The sequence below is a fragment of the Flavicella sp. IMCC45668 genome (assembly GCF_057219105.1).
Window position 1 is genome coordinate 2,116,558 of sequence record NZ_CM170114.1, and the last position, 13,480, is coordinate 2,130,037.

Below are 13,480 nucleotides of genomic sequence, written 5' to 3' on the forward strand. Positions count from 1 at the left end.
TTTATTTTTCTTCAGGGAATTACTAAGATATACCGTTTATTTATTGCCAAGTACCAAGTAATAAAGCGCAAATTATAGATTTACAGCATTAATTAAAATTTATAATCATGAAAAAAATTACTTTATTATTTACTTTTTGTTTTACTATAAACATGTTACAGGCTCAGGTCGTTTCTACCATTTTTGGTTCAACTGCTAATGAAGCCCCAGCGGAATGGTCGGATGGAGGCTCGTTTAGACAATGGTTGCTGACAAGTGACGCAGATAACGGTAAACTTCAAACTTATGATAACACTGTAGGTGTTGCCACTTATACAGGATCGTATTCTGGGACCTTATCTTCAACAGATGTTATTTATGTGAAAATCAGAAGACCGCAAGTTAAAGATCCTGCTATTGATGAGATGCATGTTTCATATACGCAAAACTCAGGCAGCATAGAAACTCAAACTTTTACTTTGCCTGCAGTAACAGAAACGCCGCAAGAACTTAGGTTAACGCCAGGGTTTACAGATGGGGCTTCGCTTGGAGATCTATCCTTTTCTTTTACTCAAGCTAACGGATCTACGGCTTTAGATGTTTTTAGAATGTACGAGTTTTCTATTGGACCTGACCCTACTTTGTCTCTTAAATCTAATCAAATTGAAGGAGCATATGTCATAGGAAAAAATGGAGAGATTACGGTAAAAGGAGCTCAATTAGAAGCTGTGTATTCTATGACTGGTCAAAAAGTTGATTCTACAAACTTACCGAGTGGTGTGTATATTGTTAGAATATCCAAAGAAAATAAATTTGCCACAGTAAAGGTAGCACTCTAAATTAATAAATTATGAAAGTACTAAAAGGAATGATGTTGGTAGCTGTTTTGTTGATTACTGTACAATCATACGGACAAGATAAAGAGATCATAGAAAAGCGTTTCAAATGGATAAACAAAGACAAAAATGATCATCTCTCCAAAGAAGAGTGGACTGCTTATTATAAAGATAAGAAAAATAAAAAAGGAGAACCCGTACCCTATGAATTAGCGTTTCTAGGAACAGATAAGGATAAAGACGGGAAAATAACTTTAGAAGAGCTTTACAAAGGACCGAATTGGAAATTTGCGAAAGAAAGAAAAAAAGAACTAGAACAATAGATTCAGTAATATGAAAGTGCCAAAACAGGAATAATATTTTGGTACTTTCAATATTTTAGGATTTCCAAATATGCGGAGAAGCCAGAGTCGGCAGCCCACCCCGACCGTGCAACAAATCCACATAGTATAAACAAAGACATTGAAATACTATACCGTATTGAAATTCGTAATCATATATAAGTGAACTGAATAAAACATAAACTCATGGCTTATTGCTATGGTTTGGATATTTCTAAAAAAAATCGCGTTTTTACGCCGCAAGACCCCTATAGGTTTTTAAAAAAACACTGTTAGTTTTCTACTAACAGTGTTTTTTGTTTTAAGCACTTCCTCTACAAAGAGGAACCTACCTATAAAATCCACTCAGGATTAGAAAACTCATAAGCATACTTTAGCAGCGTTTTAGATTTTTTATTATCTACAATTTTATAATGCTCATTAGAAGTCATCTCAAAAGAAGGAGCAGGCAATTTTGCGGCTGCAGCAGCTTTTTCATAAAATTCTTTTCTATTAGGATGTGCATCAGCACAACCATTGATAGTAGTCCCAAAACAGTCTAATTCCAAAATGCAAGAAATCAATCCAATTACATCTTTTTGGTGAATTAAGTTGACCGGAGCATTAGGATTTTTTAATTGTCTTTTATTAGCCAGAAATCTACCCGGATGACGTTTTGGTCCAATCAAACCAGCTAAGCGTAAAACAGTTAAGTTACTTCCAAAATGTTCTTTTAACATTTTTTCTGCCGCAACAAGGGCCATACCAGAGGCCTTCTCTGGAACGCAAGCTATTGATTCATCAACAACACCATTTGTATTTTGATAAACCGAAGTCGAACTCACAAAAATCACTTTAGTTGTTCTAGCAGTTTTATTAATAACCTGTTGAATTTGTGCCGGATAAATTTTTTCAATATCCTCTACCCGTTTCGGAGGAAAATTTAGGATCAATACCGATGCGTCCTCAATAAAGCTTTCCCAATCGCCAATAAGCGCATCTGCTTCTAATTTTATGTGAAATGCCTTAAGATTATAGGGATCAAATGTTTTTACATTACTCAGTCTACTAGTACTACCATGTACTTGATATCCTTTTTTTTCTAATTCTATTGCAAGAGGCAACCCTAACCACCCTAAACCTAATATCGAAATATCTTTTATCATCACATATTTATTTATTCTTAAACTTCCAGAAATTCAATGCCTTCATTTATCATCAAAATATTAACTCAAAAGCTACAATTCTTAAAACACTAACATCTCGAAATGCTAATGATTTTCATCAAACATTTGTAAATTTTAAATCCCTACAAAAATATTCAATATTCGACACAATGCCTTTAGATTTAAATCCAAATACATCTATAATCAAAAATAAATCCTCAAAGTAAATTAACAAAAAAACAATTTCTTACATTAGTATATTAGGATTTAATCCATATTAAAAGGGAAAAATTCAAAGGTAATCTAACCACATAAAAAGATAATATAGAGCAACTTGTAGCATCTAACAGTAATTAATTTTACAGAATAACTAACATTAAACTAAAATAATGATTACAAGAAACAAAAAATTAAATTGGTTACTACTCTGTTTATTTCTCTTTTCAGTGAATAGCAAAAGTCAGAATCAACCTTTAACCGCCAAGACTGGCGAAACTTGGGAAATTAAATGGAATCGATCAGATGATTTTAATGGCACCGAAGTAAACCGAAACAAATGGAATCCAAATGTCTCCAATGTAGGAGTTTGGTCATGGGACAACAAAAATGTCAATGTTTCAAACGGAACAGCTAAAATAACCGTAACACAAGAAAACCATACTAGAACTTTCTGGGATGGATGCAACCAAAAACAGGTGGCAAATTTCCCATTGTATTACAAGTCTGGAATCTTAAAAACTTTCGCTACTGGAAATTACGGTTATTATGAAGCTAAAATAAAAGGAGCTGCTTTATTCCCTGGAGTATGTCCAGCATTTTGGTTATACAGCTCAATTGATAGAACTCAGAACAATCCAGGCGATGTTCAATATAGTGAAATCGACATTATTGAAATGCAGCAAGGTGACACTAATCATGGATTTGGAAACGACCCTAAAGGAATGGAGCACAACCTTCACACAATTGTTGTAGAACCAGACGGAACTCCAAAATGGCATAGACCCAAAGCTTATCCAGAAGAAAACCTAAATTTATACAACGCACCATTTGACCCGAGAGATGATTTCCATATTTACGGATGCGAAGTAAACAAAAACGAGATTATCTGGTTTGTTGATGGAGTTGAAGTTGGAAGAAAACAAAATCTTTACTGGCATAGACAAATGAATGTTACATTTTCAATGGGTTTAAGACGTCAGTTTACAGAGTTCAAGTGTAATCAATTTTATCCAAATGCCGCAGCTACTACGAAAACAGGTTTTCCTACTACAATGGAAATAGACTATGTAAGAGTTTGGGAAAAAAAAAGCAATGACGTTACTGAAACCATAGAATTTACAAACACTGGTTTTGAATCTGGTTCTTTAGCACCATGGGAAAACATAGGTCAAACCGCTTCAATTGTTTCTAACAACTATCAAAGTGGTAGCAAAGCTGTATTCATCAATGGAAACTCTTCTATCCAACAAGTTGTAACTGTAAAACCAAATACAACCTATACATATGCAGCATATGCTAAAGTAAAAGCACAGGGACAAAACATCTTTCTAGGAGTCGCAGATTATGGCTCAGATCCAGTGAGCACTTCTTTTACAAGCACCAATTACACAAAGAAGGAGGTAACCTTTACAACAGGTAATACAAACACCTCAGTTAAACTATGGTTCTGGAATGGTGATGCTACACATCAAGCATATGGAGATAATTTTTCACTCACCGAAGCGACCAATGCTTCTGTTAGTGTTACAGGAATCTCCCTCCCAATCAATTCTGCAACAATAAATACATCTGAAAGTATTGATATTACTCCTACTATAACACCGCAAAATGCAACAAACAAAACAGTTCTATGGAGCTCTAGCAATTCAAATATTGCATCAGTCAATTCACAAGGTATCATTACAGGGCTTTCAACAGGTCAAACAACTATTACCGTAAAAACAAATGATGGTGGTTTTTCAAAAAGTATTGCTGTAACAGTAGAAAACAACACTCAGAACAGTGGTGCCCCATTTAACCAAGTAATAAGCCTCAAAGCCAACAATGGAAAATACATTAGCACAAACACAAAATCAAGCAATGCACTTCAGGCGACAGCAAATACTGTAAGCACAAAAGAACAATATAGAGTTATTGATGCTGGTGACGGATACTTTGCGCTTCAAAATTTATTTAACAACAAATACGTTACTGTTTCAAACTCGAGCAATGCGGCAATCCGTGCAGGTTCTAATGGAGTATTTAACCGACAAAAATTCACTTGGGTAGATAAAGGCAATCAACTGACCTCGATCAAAACCAAAATAAATGACTTATTTATTGAGACGAATAGTTCAAATACAGCCGACTTACAAGCAACAGCAAATTCAACAAATTCGAACAGTGCTTACACTTGGAATATTATAAATACCGGTTCAAAAAGCTTAACTATTAGTGAGCAAAACAACAGCAGTAATCAAATAGTTTCTGTGTATCCAAATCCAGCACAAGATCATGTTAACATTAATATAAGTGATTCTATAAAGGAAAAATACACAATAACGATATATGACGATAAAGGAGCCGTGATATTAAATTTTGACTCTATTGAAAATAATTTTAACCTGAACACAACTCAGTTAAAAGGTTTATATCTTATTAGAATAATATCTCCATCTTTAAATCATGTACAGAAATTGGTCATTGAATAATTCGGTTAAGACAACCTAATCAATACAAGACAAAAAAAAGTCCTAACATTTCTGTTAGGACTTTTATCTTTTTAAGCTTTATTTCAATTATAACGCTGCAACGTGCTTTGTTAATTTAGCTTGTAAGTTACTTGCTTTGTTCTTGTGAATCACATTGTTCTTCGCAAGTTTGTGCAACATCGCAACAACAGCAGGAAGCTTCTCTTCAGCTTCTTTCTTCTCAGTAAGAGCTTTTAGGTTTCTCACTGCATTACGAGTAGTCTTGTGCTGATACTTGTTTCTCAACTGCTTCTCGCGATCGCTTCTAATTCTCTTTAATGCTGACTTATGATTTGCCATAACTTAATTTCTTAAAACTTAATTTTTGTAGTCCGTAGGGGAATCGAACCCCTGTTACATGGATGAAAACCATGCGTCCTAACCCCTAGACGAACGGACCAATTGTTTGCTTTTTCTAAAGCGAGGCAAAAATATAACTTTTTCTAGTTTCTGCAAAGTTTTTTACCAAAAAAATAATTTATTTTTTACATAAAATAAAAAAGCTCTAAGATTTCTCCTAGAGCTTTATATTGTAAGTTTTATCTAATTATAACGCTGCAACGTGCTTTGTTAATTTAGCTTGTAAGTTACTTGCTTTGTTCTTGTGAATCACATTGTTCTTCGCAAGTTTGTGCAACATCGCAACAACAGCAGGAAGCTTCTCTTCAGCTTCTTTCTTCTCAGTAAGAGCTTTTAGGTTTCTCACTGCATTACGAGTAGTCTTGTGCTGATACTTGTTTCTCAACTGCTTCTCGCGATCGCTTCTAATTCTCTTTAATGCTGACTTATGATTTGCCATAACTTAATTTCTTAAAACTTAATTTTCGTAGTCCGTAGGGGAATCGAACCCCTGTTACATGGATGAAAACCATGCGTCCTAACCCCTAGACGAACGGACCAATTGTTTGCTTTTTTAAAGCGATGCAAAAATACAACTTTTTATAAAACCTACAAATAAATTTTAAATTTTATTTCAAGTTATTTTCTTTGCGATCAATAAGTAAAAAAACGAATGCATCTCTTTCGATTTGCGGTTGCAAAGATACACTAGATTTCAACTTCTGCAAACAAAAATTATATTTTTTTAATATGCCTTTGCAAAAAGTACTCTTTTTGAGGAAGGCTTTCCTGAAAACACACATACTCCCTCCTCTTCTACTTGCTCTAAAGCAATACAACGAATCGTGGCTTTTGTAAGTTCCTTAATTTTATCCTCAGTTTCTTCTGTTCCGTCCCAGTGAGCTAGAACAAAACCTCCTTTAGTATCAATAACTTTTTTGAATTCTTCAAAATCATCAACCTTTGTTATATGGTCATTTCTAAATGTTTTTGCTTTCTCCAATAAGCTATCTTGGATCTCTTCTAACAAAGACACAATTTTATCCTCAATCCCCTCTTGCTCAACAATCTCTTTAGTTAAAGTATCTCGTCTTGCCAATTCTAGCGTTCCATTTTCAAGATCTCTCGGCCCCATCGCAATTCTTAACGGAACCCCTTTTAATTCGTATTCAGCGAATTTCCATCCAGGTTTGTGCGTTGTTCTATTATCAAATTTAACAGACACCCCTCTTTTCTTTAAAGACTTTACAATTCCAGAAACTTTTTCTGAAATCGCCTCTAATTGTTCATCTTTTCTAAAAATAGGTACAATCACAACTTGTATTGGAGCTAATTTAGGTGGCAACACCAATCCTAAATCATCAGAATGCGTCATGATTAGTCCACCTATCAAACGAGTAGACACTCCCCAAGAAGTTGCCCATACATGTTCTTTTTTCCCTTCTTTAGTTGTAAACTTCACATCAAAAGCTTCTGCAAAATTTTGACCTAAAAAATGAGAAGTTCCAGCTTGTAATGCTTTTCCATCTTGCATCAATGCCTCAATAGTATAGGTGTCTAGTGCTCCGGCAAAACGTTCACTTTCAGTTTTTACACCTTTTATTACCGGCATTGCCATATATTCTTCAGCAAATTCAGCATAAACATCTTGCATTCTAGTTGTTTCCTCTAGTGCTTCGGCTTTTGTAGCATGTGCTGTATGACCTTCTTGCCAAAGAAACTCCGCAGTTCTTAGGAACAAACGTGTTCTCATTTCCCAGCGCATCACATTTGCCCACTGATTTACCAACAAGGGAAGGTCTCTATAGGACTCAATCCATCCTTTATATGTATTCCAAATGATCGCCTCACTGGTAGGTCTTACTACCAACTCTTCTTCTAATTTTGCATTAGGATCAACAATCAATTTCCCTTCTTTATCAGGATCATTTTTTAATCTATAATGTGTTACCACAGCACACTCCTTTGCAAAGCCCTCAGCGTTTTTCTCTTCTGCCTCAAACAAGCTTTTCGGGACTAATAAAGGAAAGTATGCATTCTCGTGTCCTGTTTCTTTAAACATTTCATCTAACACTTTTTGCATGTTCTCCCATATGGCATAACCATAAGGCTTGACAACCATACAACCTCTAACTGCAGAGTTTTCTGCTAAGTCAGCTTTGACAACTAATTCATTGTACCACTTTGAGTAATCCTCACTACGTTTTGTTAATTTCCCGCTCATCTATAAAAGTTTGGCATAAATATTGTAATTTCAACATAATATCAGCTGAAATCGTTTGGCAAAACTAATTAAATTTAGATTGTTCAACAATAAAAAATCAAGGATTATGAAACTAACAACTACTTATTTCGATAAAATTATTGGCTTTACTCCTATCCTACTTTTACTAATTGGACTTTCATCTTGTGGTTCTTCGCAATATTACGCGGAAAACCCCGATGGAATTTACCCTACACCAAAGAAAAAGAAAACTCAGCAACAAGAAATTAACGACCCTTACAGAACTTTTTCTAACGGCGTGGCAGATATAGAAGAAGATTTATATTATGAGCAACTTGAAAATCCTGAAGGAGATTATTACCTAGAACCTGACATCGTTGAAAATAACGTTACCAATGTTTATATAAACAACACGGTTGAACCTTATTGGACGGCTGGATTTTATGATCCCTTTTTCTACGGTACTGCCTATTATGGTGTAAATTTCTATAGTCCGATGTATTACCCGCCGTATTATAGCTACCATTACCACAGATACCCAAGTAATATTTATTACGGAAAAAGAAGCAACTATAACCAAAGGTATTTGGCAACCAATACCTCGCGTTCTAACGCATATAGTAAAAATTCTAACTACAACAGAAGTAGAACTACACAAAGTAGACGAAGTTCAGTATACAGAAACTCTAGCAACTACAAACCTACTTCCTCAAGACGTAGCTCTAATTACGCCACTTCTAGCACATACAAAAGACATACAAGTCCTTCTCGAAGTACTTCTACCTCTTCCAATCGAAGTAGTAGAAACAGCAGAAGTTATATTCCAAACAGTAGTAGAAGTAGCTCTTCAAGAAGCTCCGGATACTCTAGCAGCAGTTCCTCAAGAAGCAACTCTTCTAGAAGCTATTCACCTTCAAGATCAAGTTCCTCAAGTAGAAGTAGAAGTGCCACATCGAGCCGATCTAGTTCGTCAAGATCTTCTAGTTCTTCAAGAAGTAGCAGTAGGAGACGTTAATACATCTCCTTTTATATTTATCAACCGCCTAAAACCACAATAATGAAAAAAATATATTTATTTTCAATTTTATTCGTTGTGAGCAGTACCTTAGTGTCTCAAAGTATAAGTTACACAGATCTGGGTGTACTATTCAGTCAAGAAAACTACAACGGTTCCGCTAGATACAATGCCATGAGTGGCGCCTTTGGAGCTCTTGGAGGGGAATTAAGTTCTATGTATCAAAACCCAGCTGGTGGTGCTGTATTCGCAAGAACTGAAATATCTTTAACATACTCTCACACCAACTTAAATACCGATGCGACTTATTACGATAAAACTTCTTACAACGCGAACTCAAGTGCAAGATTTCCTCAGTTTGGAATGGCCCTTGTTTTTGACGCACCATACCAAAGTTCAGATTGGTCTAAATTCACATTAGGTTTCAACTATAGTATGATTAATGATTTTCGAGGAGACTATACTATCAGGGGCAATAATGCCAATTATGTTCGATATGATTTACACCCATATGGCAACACTTTTACGCCTTATAACATCGCGGACGAACAAATTTTCACGAACACTACTCATGGAAAACATGAAGTTTATAATTTTTCCTTATCCTCTGCCTATAAAAATTTCTTTTACGTAGGTGCTGCGTTAAACTTTCATACAATAGAGTTCTCCCAAGAAACGTATTTAACTGAATTCAATTCAGATAAAAACGGAAATACATTAGATGCGTTATATGACCAATTCCTTTCTGAGGAAAGTACAGGGGTTTCTCTAGGAATAGGAGTTATTCTAAAACCCTTTAGAAACCTACGTTTAGGTATTGCATATCAAAGTCCAGTTTGGCACCCAGAAATTATTGAAGAGTCAAATGCAATAGATTATGACCCAAACAATTCTTATACTCATTTTAAAGAACAAGGTTATCTTGATATTAGCAGTAGTAACATTACTGAAAACTACTCTAACACCAACTCAAGTTACCCTGAATTATTAACTTATAGATACAACTTAAACACCCCAGAAAAATGGACTGCAAGTGCAGCATTAACCCTTGGTCAGCATGGTTTGATTAGTGTAGATTATCATCAAAAAAACTATGGTTTGATAAGACTAAAAGATGGCTATAATTTTGGACCGGAATCAGAAGAAATAAGCAATACATTGACCACAGCAAGAGGTGTTCGTGCTGGTGGCGAACTTAGATTCAACCAAATTAGCCTACGAGGAGGTTCATTTTTAGAAGAAAGCCCTTATAAATCTGAAGAAAATACAATTTATAAAAAAGGTGTTTCGGCTGGTCTAGGTCTGAAATTCAAACATGCGAAGTTAGATTTCGCATATCAATATACAGAAATAGATGACACTTATTCTATTTATCACAGTTCAGAACCTGTAAATGATATTTCTCTTTTAAATGCAAGTAACAGAATTACAACAACGCTATCTTTTACTTTTTAAGTCAACCTTTAGGCAGATAGATACATTTTATTCTTGGATTTGAAGTTTCGATACAACTCTCTCAATTTTTGGAGTAATTAGCTTATTTTTGCATAAAATATTTTCAGCAAGATGAGCAAACATCAAATTACTATAGAAGCAACCAACAATCCGAGTATTGTTAAATTCAACAGCAACCAATTATTAACACAAGGTGGTAGCTATCAATACAACAATGTAGATGAGACAAAGGAATCTCCTTTATCAAAGCAATTATTTCATTTACCATTTGTAAGTAAAGTTTTTATCAGTGCAAATTTTATTGCAATAGAAAAATTCGACATTGTTGAATGGTCTGATATAGAACATGAAATCAGAGAACTTATTGAAATGTATTTAAATCAGGGGAATGAAGTTGTAACGAGCGCTGCAGAACCTAAGAAAATCTCTATTGAAATTTACGCAGAAAGTACTCCGAACCCTGAAGTAATGAAATTCGGAAGCAATCGTTTATTGACAGAAAAAGACTTCGAATATAAAAACGAATCAGAAACAACGAACTCCCCTCTGGCTGCTGAACTTTTTAAATATGTTTTTGTTAAAGAGGTATATATTGCTGAGAATTATGTTTCCATTACAAAAAACGATAGCGTTGAATGGAATTCAGACATCATTAATGACTTAAGACAGTTTATAAAAACTTACATAGAAGAAAATAAGCTTATTATTGATGAAACAATGCAGATGCCGAAAGTTGAAATACCAACAGTTGATATTCAAGAACTAGAAGGTACTTCTCTTGACATTGCTGGAATTCTTGAAGAATATGTAAAACCTGCTGTTGCGGCAGATGGTGGAAATATTGTTTTCCAATCATATGATGAGGAAACTCAAGTAGTAAATGTTATTTTACAAGGAGCTTGTAGTGGATGTCCATCTTCTACAGTAACACTGAAAAATGGTATTGAAACTATGTTGAAAGAAATGCTACCTAATAAAGTAAGCGCTGTTATGGCCGTAAACGGTTAATCTTTAATAAATATGTCAAAAAAAATAACACCTTACAAAGACTCTGAACTGGGTAAAAAGGAGCAAGTAGCAAAAATGTTTGACGCTATTTCAGAAAATTATGATGGCCTGAATAGAGTAATTTCATTTGGAATAGATGTAAAGTGGAGAAAAAAAGTTATTCAAATTATTGGTAAAAACCAACCTAAGAAAATTCTAGATATTGCCACCGGAACAGGAGATTTAGCCATCATGATGGCTGATTTAAATCCCGATGAGGTAGTTGGATTGGATATTTCTGCAGGAATGTTAGAAGTAGGAAAAGAGAAGATTGCTGAGAAAAAATTATCCAACCTTGTAAAAATGGTCCTCGGAGATTCTGAAAACATTCCGTTTGAAGATAATTATTTTGATGCCATTACTGTTTCTTTTGGTGTTAGAAATTTTGAAAATTTAGACAAAGGTTTAAAAGAAATTCTAAGGGTACTGAAACCTGGTGGAACTTTTGTAGTTTTAGAAACAGCTGTACCCACTAAAACCCCATACAAACAAGGCTATCAAATACATTCAAAATTTATTTTACCTCTTGTAGGAAAATTGTTTTCAAAGGACAAAACTGCATATTCATATCTTTCAGAATCTGCCAATGCATTTCCTTTTGGAAAGGCCTTCAACAATATTTTAGAAAAAAATGGGTTTAGTAATTGTATAGATATTCCTGTTACATTTGGAGTAGCCTCTATTTACTCAGCAACTAAAAACTAATATAGTTGCTGATTTTGAAATTATTGGACAATGAAAAAAATTAAATTACTTGTTATTTTACCCTTATTTGCTTTGTCAACTTGTGTTTTTTCTCAACACAGAAAAGTGAATCAATTACCAAGTTTTGATAAACATGAATTGCACTGGGGATTTTATTTAGGATGGAACAATAGTGACTACAAAATCAGTTACAAAGAGAATGACTTCCCAAATACAAGTGTTGAGCTTGACAGCAAGACAGGTTTTAATGTTGGTTTAATTGCTGACATGAAAATAGACAAGCATTTTAATCTAAGATTAGAACCAGGATTGATAAGTAACGAGAGTACCCTATATTTTATTGACAACAATAATCTTGGTGTTTACGACCAGTTTTCTCAGGCAAAAATAGAATCAACATATTTACATGTACCTATTTTAATTAAGTATAGCGCCTTTAGGTTAAACAACGTAAAACCTTATCTAATAGGTGGTTTTTCATACGATTATAATTTTTCAAGTAATCAAAAAAGTACTGATGACAATTTTAGTGGTCAATTTAGAACACGTACCCATAATTTCATGTATGAAATAGGTTTCGGTTTTGATTTTTATTTCCATTATTTCAAATTTTCACCATCCATTCGCGGACAGTTTGCAATGACAAATGAAATTTATTATGACAACGCTCAAAACGGTCCAAGTCCATGGACAGACCCAATAGAATTCATGGGATCTAGAAGTCTTTTTATCAAACTAGCATTTGAATAGACTACAAAGTGTTTCTCTGAAATTCGCTTAGAAGAATTGCCGTTGCTGTCGCTACATTCAAACTTTCTGTTTCTTGTAGTTTCCCAAACCTAGGAATCATAATTTTATCTGAACACAGGTTTTCTATAGTTTCGGAAACTCCGTTTGCTTCGTTTCCCATCACCAAAACACCCTTTGAAGGCAACTTAGATTTATAAACATTTTTACCTTCCATATCAGCACAAAAGACAGGAAGCTTTGTTTTTTCTAAATACCCTTCTAATGAACTATAAACGATAGAAACTCTAGACAAAGAACCCATGGTAGACTGAACTACTTTCGTATTATAACAATCTACAGTATTCTCAGAACATATTAATTGATCTACGCCAAACCAATCACAAAGTCGAATAATTGTACCTAAATTACCAGGGTCATTAATAGCATCTAATGCAACAATTAGTCCTTCTGTTTTAACTTTATCCTCTGTAGGAATTTTAAACAAGGCAAGAACTCCGTTCGGTGACTTTAAGGAACTAATTTTTTTTAATTCCATTTCTGATATCTCTACATAAACTTCATTCTCAAATAATATTGCTGCCTCTTTTGTAACAAATAAAGATTCTAATTCTAATGAAGAGTCTAAAAGTTCTCTTACTACTTTTTTACCCTCAGCAACAAACAACTGATGTTTTACGCGTTGTTTCTTTTGCTCCAAACTCTTTATGAGTTTTATTTTATTTTTTGATAATTCCATATAAAAAACAATCTTGTAAAGATAAAAGGCAAGATTTTTGATTTTAACAAAATCTGCTAGTTAACACGGCAAAAGTACACTTTTTACTCAGGAAAAATTAATTCTAAACCAAACAACAAGAAGATATATGAATTAACCATTCAAAAGTACTATTTTTGAAACTCATAAAACCAGGTTAT

The 13,480-nt window shown here is 34.2% G+C and carries 13 protein-coding genes and 2 tRNA genes; 8 read left to right on the top strand and 7 right to left on the bottom strand.

The window, feature by feature from the left end:
- Positions 1-107: 107 nt before the first annotated feature.
- Together AC2DZ0_RS08700 and AC2DZ0_RS08705 are read left to right on the top strand one after the other, a co-directional pair.
- Complete coding sequence (locus AC2DZ0_RS08700) at positions 108-818, top strand: T9SS type A sorting domain-containing protein (protein ID WP_484641312.1); 711 nt, start codon at positions 108-110, stop codon at positions 816-818.
- A gap of 11 nt (positions 819-829) precedes the next feature.
- Positions 830-1,138 carry a hypothetical protein gene (locus tag AC2DZ0_RS08705; protein ID WP_484641313.1) on the top strand — a complete coding sequence of 103 codons (309 nt, stop codon included), beginning with the start codon at positions 830-832 and terminating at the stop codon, positions 1,136-1,138.
- 350 nt (positions 1,139-1,488) lie between these two features.
- Here the strand turns inward: AC2DZ0_RS08705 and AC2DZ0_RS08710 are convergent, their stop codons facing one another.
- Positions 1,489-2,301, bottom strand: coding sequence for an NAD-dependent epimerase/dehydratase family protein (locus AC2DZ0_RS08710; protein WP_484641315.1), 813 nt, complete (start codon positions 2,299-2,301; stop codon positions 1,489-1,491).
- A 389-nt stretch (positions 2,302-2,690) separates the two neighbouring features.
- Between AC2DZ0_RS08710 and AC2DZ0_RS08715 the strand changes: the two genes are divergently transcribed.
- Positions 2,691-4,991, top strand: coding sequence for an Ig-like domain-containing protein (locus AC2DZ0_RS08715; protein WP_484641316.1), 2,301 nt, complete (start codon positions 2,691-2,693; stop codon positions 4,989-4,991).
- A gap of 87 nt (positions 4,992-5,078) precedes the next feature.
- Here AC2DZ0_RS08715 and rpsT (AC2DZ0_RS08720) read toward each other — a convergent pair whose 3' ends face one another.
- The 5 genes from rpsT (AC2DZ0_RS08720) to proS form a co-directional block, all read right to left on the bottom strand.
- A complete protein-coding gene (rpsT, locus tag AC2DZ0_RS08720; protein WP_484489689.1) occupies positions 5,079-5,330 on the bottom strand; it encodes a 30S ribosomal protein S20 in 252 nt (83 codons plus the stop codon).
- A gap of 28 nt (positions 5,331-5,358) precedes the next feature.
- Positions 5,359-5,430: transfer RNA gene (locus AC2DZ0_RS08725), tRNA-Glu, on the bottom strand.
- A 147-nt stretch (positions 5,431-5,577) separates the two neighbouring features.
- Positions 5,578-5,829: a 30S ribosomal protein S20 gene (gene rpsT / locus AC2DZ0_RS08730; RefSeq protein WP_484489689.1), complete on the bottom strand. Its 252-nt coding sequence runs from the start codon at positions 5,827-5,829 to the stop codon at positions 5,578-5,580.
- Between the two features lie 28 nt (positions 5,830-5,857).
- Positions 5,858-5,929: transfer RNA gene (locus AC2DZ0_RS08735), tRNA-Glu, on the bottom strand.
- Between the two features lie 185 nt (positions 5,930-6,114).
- Positions 6,115-7,593 carry a proline--tRNA ligase gene (proS, locus tag AC2DZ0_RS08740; protein ID WP_484641318.1) on the bottom strand — a complete coding sequence of 493 codons (1,479 nt, stop codon included), beginning with the start codon at positions 7,591-7,593 and terminating at the stop codon, positions 6,115-6,117.
- 106 nt (positions 7,594-7,699) lie between these two features.
- On the opposite strand from proS, the gene AC2DZ0_RS08745 reads away from it, so the two are divergent.
- The 5 genes from AC2DZ0_RS08745 to porT all read left to right on the top strand — a co-directional run bounded on the left by AC2DZ0_RS08745 (position 7,700) and on the right by porT (position 12,565).
- A complete protein-coding gene (locus tag AC2DZ0_RS08745; RefSeq protein ID WP_484641319.1) occupies positions 7,700-8,608 on the top strand; it encodes a hypothetical protein in 909 nt (302 codons plus the stop codon).
- Positions 8,609-8,650: 42 nt separating this feature from the next.
- Entirely contained in the window at positions 8,651-10,063 is a 1,413-nt protein-coding gene (locus AC2DZ0_RS08750) for an OmpP1/FadL family transporter (RefSeq protein WP_484641321.1), read from the top strand.
- Positions 10,064-10,174: 111 nt separating this feature from the next.
- Positions 10,175-11,071, top strand: a complete 897-nt coding sequence (locus tag AC2DZ0_RS08755) for a NifU family protein (RefSeq protein WP_484641322.1) — start codon at positions 10,175-10,177, stop codon at positions 11,069-11,071.
- A gap of 12 nt (positions 11,072-11,083) precedes the next feature.
- A complete protein-coding gene (ubiE, locus tag AC2DZ0_RS08760) occupies positions 11,084-11,815 on the top strand; it encodes a bifunctional demethylmenaquinone methyltransferase/2-methoxy-6-polyprenyl-1,4-benzoquinol methylase UbiE (RefSeq protein WP_484489694.1) in 732 nt (243 codons plus the stop codon).
- A 30-nt stretch (positions 11,816-11,845) separates the two neighbouring features.
- Complete coding sequence (gene porT / locus AC2DZ0_RS08765; protein WP_484641324.1) at positions 11,846-12,565, top strand: type IX secretion/gliding motility protein PorT/SprT; 720 nt, start codon at positions 11,846-11,848, stop codon at positions 12,563-12,565.
- 1 nt (position 12,566) lies between these two features.
- Here the strand turns inward: porT and AC2DZ0_RS08770 are convergent, their stop codons facing one another.
- A complete protein-coding gene (locus tag AC2DZ0_RS08770; RefSeq protein WP_484641325.1) occupies positions 12,567-13,301 on the bottom strand; it encodes a TrmH family RNA methyltransferase in 735 nt (244 codons plus the stop codon).
- Positions 13,302-13,480: the final 179 nt, after the last annotated feature.

Coding starts and splice junctions, on each gene's coding strand:
- AC2DZ0_RS08700 (WP_484641312.1), top strand. CDS start 108: ATGAAAAAAATTACTTTATTATTTACTTTTTGTTTTACTATAAACATG.
- AC2DZ0_RS08705 (WP_484641313.1), top strand. CDS start 830: ATGAAAGTACTAAAAGGAATGATGTTGGTAGCTGTTTTGTTGATTACT.
- AC2DZ0_RS08710 (WP_484641315.1), bottom strand. CDS start 2,301: ATGATAAAAGATATTTCGATATTAGGTTTAGGGTGGTTAGGGTTGCCT.
- AC2DZ0_RS08715 (WP_484641316.1), top strand. CDS start 2,691: ATGATTACAAGAAACAAAAAATTAAATTGGTTACTACTCTGTTTATTT.
- rpsT (WP_484489689.1), bottom strand. CDS start 5,330: ATGGCAAATCATAAGTCAGCATTAAAGAGAATTAGAAGCGATCGCGAG.
- rpsT (WP_484489689.1), bottom strand. CDS start 5,829: ATGGCAAATCATAAGTCAGCATTAAAGAGAATTAGAAGCGATCGCGAG.
- proS (WP_484641318.1), bottom strand. CDS start 7,593: ATGAGCGGGAAATTAACAAAACGTAGTGAGGATTACTCAAAGTGGTAC.
- AC2DZ0_RS08745 (WP_484641319.1), top strand. CDS start 7,700: ATGAAACTAACAACTACTTATTTCGATAAAATTATTGGCTTTACTCCT.
- AC2DZ0_RS08750 (WP_484641321.1), top strand. CDS start 8,651: ATGAAAAAAATATATTTATTTTCAATTTTATTCGTTGTGAGCAGTACC.
- AC2DZ0_RS08755 (WP_484641322.1), top strand. CDS start 10,175: ATGAGCAAACATCAAATTACTATAGAAGCAACCAACAATCCGAGTATT.
- ubiE (WP_484489694.1), top strand. CDS start 11,084: ATGTCAAAAAAAATAACACCTTACAAAGACTCTGAACTGGGTAAAAAG.
- porT (WP_484641324.1), top strand. CDS start 11,846: ATGAAAAAAATTAAATTACTTGTTATTTTACCCTTATTTGCTTTGTCA.
- AC2DZ0_RS08770 (WP_484641325.1), bottom strand. CDS start 13,301: ATGGAATTATCAAAAAATAAAATAAAACTCATAAAGAGTTTGGAGCAA.